The sequence below is a fragment of the Kitasatospora sp. NPDC002543 genome (assembly GCF_053594915.1).
This window is the reverse complement of sequence record NZ_JBSFWR010000061.1, coordinates 39,284-50,101: the sequence shown is the minus strand read 5'-3', so window position 1 is coordinate 50,101 and position 10,818 is coordinate 39,284. Positions and strand designations below refer to the sequence as shown.

The 10,818-nt window shown below is 75.7% G+C and carries 3 protein-coding genes; 2 read left to right on the top strand and 1 reads right to left on the bottom strand.

Annotated elements, in window-relative coordinates; all coding sequences use genetic code 11:
* Positions 1–18 precede the first annotated feature (18 nt).
* The gene (locus ACWD4P_RS23960) at positions 19–3,651 is read left to right on the top strand and encodes an SDR family NAD(P)-dependent oxidoreductase (RefSeq protein ID WP_449780989.1); all 3,633 of its coding nucleotides are present in this window, start codon (positions 19–21) and stop codon (positions 3,649–3,651) included.
* Complete coding sequence (locus ACWD4P_RS23955; protein WP_449780988.1) at positions 3,648–9,851, top strand: type I polyketide synthase; 6,204 nt, start codon at positions 3,648–3,650, stop codon at positions 9,849–9,851. The genes ACWD4P_RS23960 and ACWD4P_RS23955 overlap by 4 nt, the downstream gene beginning before the upstream one ends.
* Here the strand turns inward: ACWD4P_RS23955 and ACWD4P_RS23950 are convergent.
* Positions 9,835–10,629 carry a TetR/AcrR family transcriptional regulator gene (locus ACWD4P_RS23950; RefSeq protein ID WP_449780987.1) on the bottom strand — a complete coding sequence of 265 codons (795 nt, stop codon included), beginning with the start codon at positions 10,627–10,629 and terminating at the stop codon, positions 9,835–9,837. The genes ACWD4P_RS23955 and ACWD4P_RS23950 overlap by 17 nt on opposite strands.
* Positions 10,630–10,818 lie beyond the last annotated feature (189 nt).

Sequence of the window (10,818 nt, the reverse complement as noted above, 5' to 3'; positions counted from 1 at the left end):
CTGCCGGGCGGCGGCGCCATGACCGCCATCGAGGCCACCGAGGACGAGGTCACCCCGCACCTGACCGACGGCGTCGACATCGCCGCCCTCAACGGCCCCCGCTCCGTGGTCATCTCGGGCGAGACCGCCGCCGTGGAGGCACTCGCCGAGCGCTTCGCCACCCAGGGCCGCCGCACCTCGCGCCTGCGCGTCTCCCACGCCTTCCACAGCGCCCTCATGGAGCCCATGCTCGCCGAGTACGCCACCGTGGCACGGGAGTTGGCCTACAAGGAACCCACCATCCCGCTCGTCTCCACCGTCACCGGCACCCTCACCACCACCGAACTCACCGACCCGCAGTACTGGGTCAACCAGGTCCGCGCCGCCGTCCGCTTCACCGACGCCGTCCGCACCCTGACCGGCAACGGAGTCACCACCCTGCTCGAGGTCGGCCCCGACGCCGTCCTCACCGCCATGGCCCAGCAGACCCTCGACGACACCACCGTCATCCCCACCCAGCGCCGCGACCGCGACGAGACCCGAACCCTCCTCACCGCCCTCGGCACCCTCCACACCCACGGCACCGCCGTGAACTGGACGAAGGCCTTCACCGGCCTCGACGCCCGCCACACCGACCTGCCCACCTACCCCTTCCAGCACGAACGCTTCTGGGTCAACGCCGTCAGCACCACCACCGACGTCTCCGCCGCCGGCCTCGACACCGCCGACCACCCGCTGCTCGGCGCGGCCGTCGCGCTCGCCGACAGCGACGGCGTCGTCCTCACCGGCCGTCTCTCCGTGGCCTCCCAGCCCTGGCTGGCCGATCACCGGCTCGGGGACACGATCCTCTTCCCGGGCACCGGCTTCGTCGAGCTGGCCCTGCGGGCCGGGCAGCAGGTGGACTGTGACGTCCTCGCCGAGCTTGCTCTCCAGGCACCCCTCGTGCTCCCCGAGCACGGCGGTGTCGCCGTCCAGGTCGCCGTCACCGGCGCCGACGACAACGGCGACCGCACGGTGACGATCCACTCCCGCACCGACGACGCCACCACCTGGACCCAGCACGCGGAGGGCCTGCTCTCCGGCAAGCCGTCGGTCGCCGCGACCTCCGGGGCCGGGCTGGCCCAGTGGCCGCCGGCCGGCGCCGAGCAGATCGACGTCACCGACGCCTACACCGTCCTCACCGAGGTCGGCTACGGCTACGGCCCGGTCTTCCAGGGGCTCAAGGCCGCCTGGCAGCGCGGCGACGAGACCTTCGCCGAGGTCGTGCTCCCCGAGGACGCCCACGCCGACGCCGCGCGTTTCGGTGTGCACCCCGCGCTCCTCGACGCGTCCCTGCACGCCCGCCTCCTCGCGGGCGGCGGGTCGGAGGAGGCCGACGGACGGGCGGTGCTGCCCTTCCTCTGGAACGGTGTGTCCATCCACGCCGTCGGCGCCACCGCGCTTCGGATCCGGATCGCCTCCACCGGCCAGGACAGCATCGCGCTGACGGTGGCGGACGGCGGCGGCTCGCCGGTGCTGACGGTGGACGCGCTGGTGTCCCGTCCGGTGGACCTCGCCGCGCTGGCGCCGGCCGCCGGGGCGGGGACGGACTCGCTCTTCCGGGTGGAGTGGGCCGAGGTGTCCCGGCCGACCGCCGAGCCGGTGCCGTGGGTGGAGTGGGCCGAGGTGGCGCGGCCGGGCGCTGCGGCCGTTCCGCCGGTCGTGGTCCTGCCCTGCTTCGGGACGGACCCGGCCGCCGGTCAGCCGGCCACCGGTCGCGTCGCCGATCCGGCAGCCGGGGCCCACGCCCTGACGCGGCGGTTGCTCACCGTCCTGCAGGACTGGTCGGCGGATTCCCGGTTCGGCCGTGCTCGTCTGGTCGTGGTGACCCGGACCGGTGACCTGGCCGGCGCCGCCGTGCGCGGCCTGGTCCGTGCGGCGCAGGCCGAGCAGCCGGACCGCTTCGTCCTGGTGGAGTCCCCCGCCGTCACCGACCCCGTCACCGAGCCCGTCACCAACCCCGTCACCGAGCCCGTCGACGCGGTCGTCACCGACGTCCTGCGCTCCGCCCTGGGCGCGGTGCTCGCGCTGGAGGAGCCGGAGGTCCGGCTGGCCGCCGACGGCGGGCTCGCCGTCCGCCGGGTGGTCCGGGCGGGCGCGGCGCCGGTGGCCGAGCGGCCGCTGGGCGACGGCGCCGGGACGGTGCTGGTCACCGGTGGTACCGGTGCGCTGGGCGCGGCGGTGGCCCGTCATCTGGCGGCCGAGCACGGCGTGCGCCGGCTGGTGCTCGCCAGCCGCCGGGGCCCGGATGCCCCCGGCGCGAGCGAACTCGTGGCCGAGCTCGCCGCGTTGGGAGCCGAGGCGACCGTCACCGCCTGCGACGCCGCGGACCGCGAGCGGCTGGCGCAGGTGCTTGCCGAGGTCCCGGCCGAGTGGCCGCTGATCGGTGTGGTGCACACTGCGGGTGTGTTGGACGACGCCCTGGTGACGGCACTGACGCCGGAGCGGCTGGACGCGGTGCTCGCGCCGAAGGCGACCGCCGCCTGGCACCTGCACGAGCTGACCGCCGGGCTGGACCTGCGCCTGTTCGTGCTGTTCTCCTCGGTCGCGGGTGTCTTCGGGAACCCGGGCCAGGGCAACTACGCGGCGGCCAACGCGTTCCTGGACGAGCTGGCCGCCCGGCGCCGGGCGGACGGTCTGGCGGGCCACTCGCTGGCGTGGGGCCTGTGGGACGGCGCCGGCATGGGGACCGGCCTGGGCGACGCGGAGCGGCAGCGGATGCTGCGTTCCGGCATCGGGGCGTTCTCTGTGGCGCAGGGCCTGGCGGCCCTGGACGCGGCGGTCCGCCGACCGGAGGCGGCGCAGGTCGTGGTCCGGTTGGACGTGCGGGCGCTGGCTTCGGCCGGTGCGGCGCTGCCGCCGGTGCTGCGGGCGCTGGCCCCGGCCGGGCGGCGGCAGGCGGCGGGTGCCGCCGACGCGGGGGCCCTGAAGCGCCGACTGCTCGGCCTGTCCGGGGAGGAGCGCCGCGAGGAGCTGCTGGAGCTGGTGCGTACGCAGGTGGCCGCGGTGCTGGGGCACGCCTCGGCGGACGCGGTGGCGGCGGAGCGGCCGTTCCAGGAGCTGGGCTTCGACTCGCTCTCGGCGGTCGAGCTGCGCAACCGTCTGAACGCCGTCTCCGGTCTGCGCCTGCCCGCGACGCTGGTCTTCGACTACCCGACGGCGCAGGCCGTCGCGGACCAGATCGAGGAGGAGCTGCTGCCCGAGCTGGGCGCGGACGGGGCCGCGGAGGCGGAGTCCCAGGTGCGCCGGGCGCTGCAGGAGATCCCGCTGGCCCGTCTGCGGGACGCCGGGCTGCTGGACGTGCTGCTGGAGCTGAGCGGGGTGCGGCTGCCGCAGGCCGCCGACGCCTCGGCGGGTGCGGCCGGGACCGCCGCGGGTGGCGCGTCGGCCGGCGGGAGCGCGGCCGGCGCCCCGGGCGCGATCGACGACGCGATCGACGCGATGGACGCCGACAGCCTGATCAGCATGGCGCTCGACGGGCTGGACCTCGGCGGCCTGGGCCTCGACGGTTCCGACGGCGCCGGGGAGCTCGACGACCCGGACGGCCTCGGCGGCCTGGACGACTTCGACGGCCTGGACGGCCTGGACGACCTCGGCGCCTACGGCGACGACACCGCAACGGAGACTGAGTGATGAGTACGACCGATCAGAAGCTGGTCGACGCCCTGCGCGCGTCGCTGAAGGAGACCGAGCGGCTGCGCGGCCAGAACCGGAAGCTGGTCGCGGCCGGCCGGGAGCCGATCGCCATCGTCGGCATGAGCTGCCGCTACCCGGGCGGGGTGGACTCGCCGGAGGGCCTGTGGCGGACCGTCACCGACCGGGTGGACGCGATCTCGCGGTTCCCGGCCGACCGGGGCTGGGACGTCGACGCGTTGTACGCGCAGGAGCCGGGGACGCCGGGCCGGACGTACACCCGGGAGGGGGGCTTCCTGGACCGGGCCGGGGACTTCGATCCGGCGTTCTTCTCGATCGGCCCGAACGAGGCGATGGGCATGGACCCCCAGCAGCGCCTGCTGCTGGAGACCTCCTGGGAGGCGCTGGAGCGGGCCGGCATCGACCCCACCACCCTCAAGGGCTCGGCGACGGGGGTGTTCGCGGGCCTGATGTACCACGACTACCCGTTCAACACGAGCTCCGGTTCGTTCGCCTCGGGCCGGCTGTCGTACTTCCTCGGGCTGGAGGGGCCGTCGGTCACCCTCGACACCGCCTGTTCGTCGTCGCTGGTGACCATGCACCTGGCGGTGCAGGCGCTGCGCAACGGTGAGTGCTCGCTGGCGCTGGCCGGCGGGGTGACGGTGATGGCGAGCCCGGACGTCTTCGTCTACTTCGGCAGCCAGCGCGGGCTGGCCCCGAACGGGCGGTGCAAGGCGTTCTCGGACGACGCCGACGGGTTCGGCTGCGCGGAGGGCGTCGGCCTGGTGGTGCTGGAGCGGCTCTCCGACGCCCGGCGCAACGGGCACCGGGTGCTGGCCGTCATCCGGGGGTCCGCGGTCAACCAGGACGGCGCGTCCAACGGCCTCACCGCCCCCAACGGTCCTTCCCAGCGGCGGGTGATCCGGCAGGCGCTGGCCAACGCGCAGGTGTCCGCGGACCAGGTCGACGTGGTGGAGGCGCACGGGACGGGCACCACGCTGGGCGACCCGATCGAGGCGCAGGCGCTGCTCGCGACGTACGGCAAGGACCGGCCGGCGGGCCGCCCGCTCTGGCTGGGTTCGGTGAAGTCGAACATCGGCCACACCCAGGCGGCCGCCGGGGTGGCGGGTGTGATCAAGATGGTCGAGGCGATGCGGCACGGGGTGCTGCCGCCGACCCTGCACGCGGGGCGGCGCTCCTCGAAGGTGGACTGGTCGGCGGGCTCGGTGGAGCTGCTGACCGAGGCCAGGGAGTGGGTGCGGGGCGACCATCCGCGCCGGGCCGGGGTGTCCTCGTTCGGGATCAGCGGGACCAACGCCCACCTGATCCTGGAGGAGGCCCCGCAGTCGCCGGCCGCCGAGCCGCCCGCGCCCGCCGCCGAGCCGTCGGCGGTGCCGTGGCTGCTGTCCGCGCGTTCGCCGGAGGCGCTGCGCGCCCAGGCCCGCCGGCTGGCCCTGTTCGCCACGGAGGAGTCCCGGGACACCCAGGACTCGCCGGGGACGCCGGAGACGCCGCGGTCGCACGGGCTCCCCGTGCCGCGTCCGGCGGACGTGGGAGTCTCGCTGTGGCGCCACCGGGCCGCGCTGGAGCACCGCGCGGTGGTCGCCGGCGGCACCCCGCGGGAGCTGGCGGACGCGCTGCTCGCGCTGGCCGACGGCGTCCCCTCGGCGCGGGCCGTGCAGGGCCGGGCCGACGTGACCGGCCGGACGGTCTTCGTCTTCCCCGGCCAGGGTTCGCAGTGGCAGGGCATGGCGGCCGAACTGCTGGTCTCCTCGCCGGTGTTCGCCGCGGAGGTCGGGGCGTGCGCGGAGGCCGTCGACGCGCTGACCGACTGGTCGCTGCTGGACGTGCTGCGCGGGGCGCCGGGCGCGGCCTCGCTGGAGCGCACCGATGTGGTGCAGCCCGCGCTGTTCGCGGTGATGGTGGGCCTGGCCGCGCTGTGGCGCGGGCACGGGGTGGAGCCGGACGCCGTGGTCGGCCACTCGCAGGGCGAGATCGCCGCCGCGTACGTGGCCGGGGTGCTGTCGCTGCCGGAGGCGGCCCGGCTGGTGGTGCGGCGCAGCCAGGCGATGGCCACCCTGAAGGGCACCGGCGGGATGGCCTCGGTGTCGCTGCCGGTGGAGCGGGCGCTGGAGCTGATCGCCCCGTTCGGGGACCGGCTGGGCGTGGCGGCGGTGAACGGGCCGCACGCGACCATCGTCTCGGGGGACCTGGACGCGGTCGACGAGCTGCTGGCGGGCTGCGCGGCCGACGGGGTGCACGCCCGGCGGGTGCCGGTGGACGCGGCGAGCCACAGCCCGCACGTGGAGGCGCTGCGCGGGTGGGTCGAGGAGGCGGTGGCGGGGTTCGAACCGCCGCGGGCCGCCACGACGGCGTTCTGCTCGACGGTCACCGGGGGCCTGCTGGACACCGCGGCGATGCCGGCCGACTACTGGTACCGCAACCTGCGCGAGCCGGTGCGGTTCGCGGACGCCGTACGGGAGTTGCACGGGCAGGGGTTCCGCTGGTTCGTGGAGATGAGCCCGCACGCGGTGCTGGTCTCCAGCGTGCAGGGCACCCTGGAGGCGCTGGCGGAGTCGGCGGCGCCGGGCGCCGCGGTGGGGGCCGGCGCGGCCGTCGGGTCGCTGCAGCGCGACGACGGTTCGTTGGCGCGGTTCCTGGTGTCGCTGGGCGAGTACCACGCGCGCGGCGGGTCGGTGGACTGGTCGGTGCCGTTCGAGGGTTCGGGCGGCCGGTTCACGGAGCTGCCGACGTACCCGTTCCAGCGGCAGCGGTTCTGGCTGCTGGAGGAGTCGTCGGCGGGCGATCCGGCGGGGTTGGGGCATCCGCTGCTGGCGTCGGCGGTGCCGTCGCCGGAGTCGGCGGGGTTCACCCTGACCGGTCGGCTGGCGCTGGGCCGGCAGGCCTGGCTCGGGGACCACGCGTTGCTGGGCACCGTTCTGCTGCCGGGGACGGCGTTCGTGGAGCTGGCGCTGCGGGCGGCGGACCACGCGGGCTGCGACCGGGTCGAGGAGTTGGTGCTGCACGCGCCGCTGGTGCTGCCCGACCGGGGCGCGGTCTCGGTGCAGGTGCTGGTCGGCGAGCCGGACGCGGCGGGCGGGCGGCCGGTGTCGGTGTACGCGCGGGCGGAGGACGCGGAGCCGGCGGCGCCGGGCGCGGACGAGCCGTGGACGCTGCACGCCGAGGGGCTCCTGGCGGTCTCGTCGGGTGCTCCGTCGGTGGACCTGTCGCAGTGGCCGCCGGCCGGGGCGCAGGCGGTGCCGCTGGACGGCGCCTACGAGGCGATGCGCGAGCACGGCTACGAGTACGGGCCGTCGTTCCGCAATCTGACGGGCGTGTGGCGGCGCGACGGCGAGCTGTTCGCCGAGGTGGTGCTGCGCGAGGACGCGCCGACCCAGGTGGACGGCTTCGGCCTGCACCCGGCGCTGCTGGACGCCTGTCTGCACGCGCTGGCCTTCGACGGGCGGGAGCGGGCCGGGGCGGAACTGCCGTTCGCCTGGAACGGGGTGGAGCTGCACGCGGTCGGCGCCGGGGCGCTGCGGGTGCGGATCGCCCGGACCGGGGAGGACACGGTGGCGCTGGAGCTGGCGGACCGTTCGGGCGCCCCGGTGGCCACGGTGGACGCGCTGACCCTGCGGACGGTGTCGCCGGAGCAGCTGGCGACGGCCCGTTCGCCGCGCCGGGACCAGGTGTTCGAGGTGGTCTGGGAGCCGGTGGCGCCGGCTGCCGCGGCCGGTGCTCCGGACTGGCTGGACTGGTCGGCCGTCGGGGCGGCGTCGACCGTCCCGGAGGTGCTGGTGCACCACGCCGTTCGCGGGGAGTCCGCACCGGCGGTGCGGGCCTCGGTCGCCGGGACGCTGGCGGCGGTGCGGGAGTTCCTGGCCGAGGAGCGGTTCGCGGCCTCGCGGCTGCTCGTGGTGACCAGGGGCGCCGTGTCGGCGGCCGGTGAGGAGCTGACGGATCCGGCGGGCGCCGCGGTCTGGGGTCTGGTGCGCTCGGCGCAGTCGGAGAACCCGGACCGGATCGTGCTGGCGGACGTCGCGGACTCGCTGGACGTGGGCGCCGTGCTGGCGGCGGGCCGGGCGCAGCTCGTGGTCCGGCCGGGCGCGCTGTACGCGGCCCGGCTGGAGCGGGTGGCGCTCGGCACGGCGGGCGAGCCGGCGGGCGATGCGGCCGCCGGGGCTGCGGACGGAGCCGCGGAGGCGGCCCGGCCGGTGTTCGACCCGGCGCTCCCGGTGCTGGTCACCGGTGCGCTGGGCGGTCTGGGCCGGGTGCTGGCCCGTCACCTGGTGGAGGTCCACGGGGTGCGCCGGCTGCTGCTGACCGGCCGCCGGGGCGCGGCGACGCCGGGCGCCGAGGAGCTGCGCGGGGAGCTGTCCGCGCTGGGCGCCGAGGTGGAGATCGCCGCCTGTGACGTGGCGGACCGCGGGTCGCTGGCGGAGCTGCTGGCCGGGGTCGAGCTGGGCGCGGTGGTGCACGCGGCCGGGGTGCTGGACGACGGGCTGGTCGGCTCGCTGACGCCGGAGCGGCTGGACACGGTGCTGCGTCCGAAGGTGGACGGGGCGCTGAACCTGCACGAGCTGACGGCGGGGATGCCGCTGAGCGCCTTCGTGCTGTTCTCCTCGGCCTCGGGCGTGCTGGGCACCCCGGGGCAGGCCAACTACGCGGCGGCGAACGCGTTCCTGGACGCGCTGGCGGTGCGCCGCCGGGCGGCCGGGCTGCCCGCCCAGTCGCAGATCTGGGGGCTGTGGGCGGCGGACAGCGCGATGGCGAGGACCGACTCCGAGGTGCTGGCCCAGGGCGGGATCCGGGCGCTGGCGGCCGAGGAGGGGCTGGCGCTGTTCGACGCCGCGGTGGCGGGCGGCCGGACCGCCGTGCTGCTGGCCGGGTTCGACCTGCGGGCGCTGCGCGAGCGCGGTGACGAACTGCCGGAGCTGCTGCGCGGTCTGGTTCCGCGCTCCCGGCGGCGGGCCGCGGTCGGCGAGGTGGACGCGCAGGCGCTGCTGGGCCGGCTGGCGGGCCTGTCCTCCGCCGGACGGGAGGAGGTGCTGCGCGAGCTGGTGCTCGGTCACACGGCGGCGCTGCTGGGCTTCGGCGGGCCGGATTCGGTGGATCCGGAGCGGGACTTCCTGGAGTCGGGCCTGGACTCGCTGGGTGCGATGCGGCTGCGCAACGGCCTGAACGCGGCGACCGGGCTCCGGTTGCCGCCGATGGTGGTGTTCGAGAGCAAGAGCCCGGCCGGGCTGGTCCGGCTGGTGCACGAGCGGCTGGCGGAGCGGCTGGACGACGGTGCCGGGGCTGCCGGGGCGCAGGAGCCGGACGCGGGCCGGTCGGCCTTCGCGGGCCAGTCGGCCGAGTACGGCGAGACGCTGAGCGGGGTGTTCCGGCAGGCGGTGGTCTCCGGCGGGCTGGGGCTCGGCTACGGGATCCTGTCGGCGGTGGCGAACTCGCTGCCGCAGTTCGAGTCGGTCGCGGAGCTGGAGCGGGTGCCGTCCGCGGTCCGGCTGGCGGACGGGCCGGTCCGGCCGGTGCTGATGTGCCTCAGCACCACGATGGCCACCGGCGGCACCTACCAGCAGGCCCGGCTGGTGGGGCGGTTCCGTGACCCGCGCCGGGTGTTCGCGGTGCCGTTGCCCGGGTTCGCGCGCGGCGAGAGCCTGCCGGCGACGCCCGAGGCGGCCGTGGAGGCGCTGGCCGAGTGCGTGCTGCGGGCCGCGGACGGCGCGCCGTTCGTGCTGGAGGGCTACTCGGCGGGCGGCGTGCTGGCGTACGCGGTGGCGCAGTACCTGGAGCGGCGCGGGGTGTCCCCGGCCGGGGTGGTGCTGCTGGACGCCTTCCGGATCGTCGACATGGGCAAGGCCCTGCCGATCGAGGAGGCGGTGCTGGCGATGCTGGACGCGGAGAAGCAGTTCGGCCGGTTCGACACCGCGCGGCTGGCGGGCATGGGCCGGTACACCGAGCTGCTGCCGTCGGTGACGACGGAGGGCGGGGTGGCGGCGCCGGTGCTGTTCGCGCAGTGCGCCCGGCCGTTCTACCGGCTGCCGGACGGCTCGCTGCCGGAGGCCGAGGCCTGGCAGGCGCAGCCGTGGGACTCCACCCAGACGGTTCGCCGGGTGGAGGCCGATCACTTCTCGCTGCTGGGCGAGGACGCCGAGGCCACGGCCGCCGTGGTCGAGGACTGGCTCAGGTCGCTGTCCTGACGTCGGCGGGCTCCCCGCCGGGTGCGTCCGCCGTCGGGTCCTCCGCCGCGGCGGGCGGGCCCGGCGGCGGGCCGGGCGGGAGTCCTCCGGGCGGCCCGTCCGGGAAGCCGCCGGGAGGGAGGGCGCCGGGAGGGAGGGCGCCCGGGGGGAGGCCGCCGGGAGGGCCCGCCGGACCGCCCGCCGCGGGCTTCCGGGTGCCGGGTTCGACGTCCTTCCAGTCCTGCAGGACGCGCAGCGCCTCGGCCAGCCCGTGGCCGGTGGGCGAGTTCTCCGGGTCGACCAGCCATTGCGTCATGATCCCGGTCATCAGCGCCTGGAAGAAGGAGCCGAGCGCCTGCCGGGTCTCCTCCGGCAGCCCCACCGACTCGGGGTGGAAGAGCATGGCGAGGCCCTGCCGCCCCTGTTGGATGGTGGCGGCGAGCGCCTCCCGCACCATCGGTGCCCGGTCGACCTGGGCGAACACCTCGAAGGTGCCGAGCCAGATCGTGCGGTGGCTGTTGAAGTTGTCCACCACCACGGTCCAGATGTTCTCGAATCGCTCCATCGGGCCGCCGCTGTAGTCGACGGCCGCCATCGCCATGGCGAGCTGTTCTCCCTGGCTCTCGATCGCCCGGATGAGCGCCTCGTTGAGCAGCGCCTCCTTCGAGCCGTAGTGGTAGCCGATCGAGGCGAGGTTGGTGCCGGAAGCGGCCACGATGTCGCGCGTGGTCGTGCGCGCGTACCCGATCTCGATCAGGCAGCGCTGCGCGCCGGCCAGGAGATCCTCACGATGTCCCATGTTCCGACCCTAACTGAGGGGTCCGCCTCCTGGCGGACCGGTTCATACAAGCGTATGGGACAGGCGATCTACACGGGCGACCAATGCGGATGATCCATACGAGTGATCTACACGGGCGATCCATACGCTCGATCTACACAAGCGACCTATACGCCTGATCTATACAGTCGTATGGGACGTGTGTATATT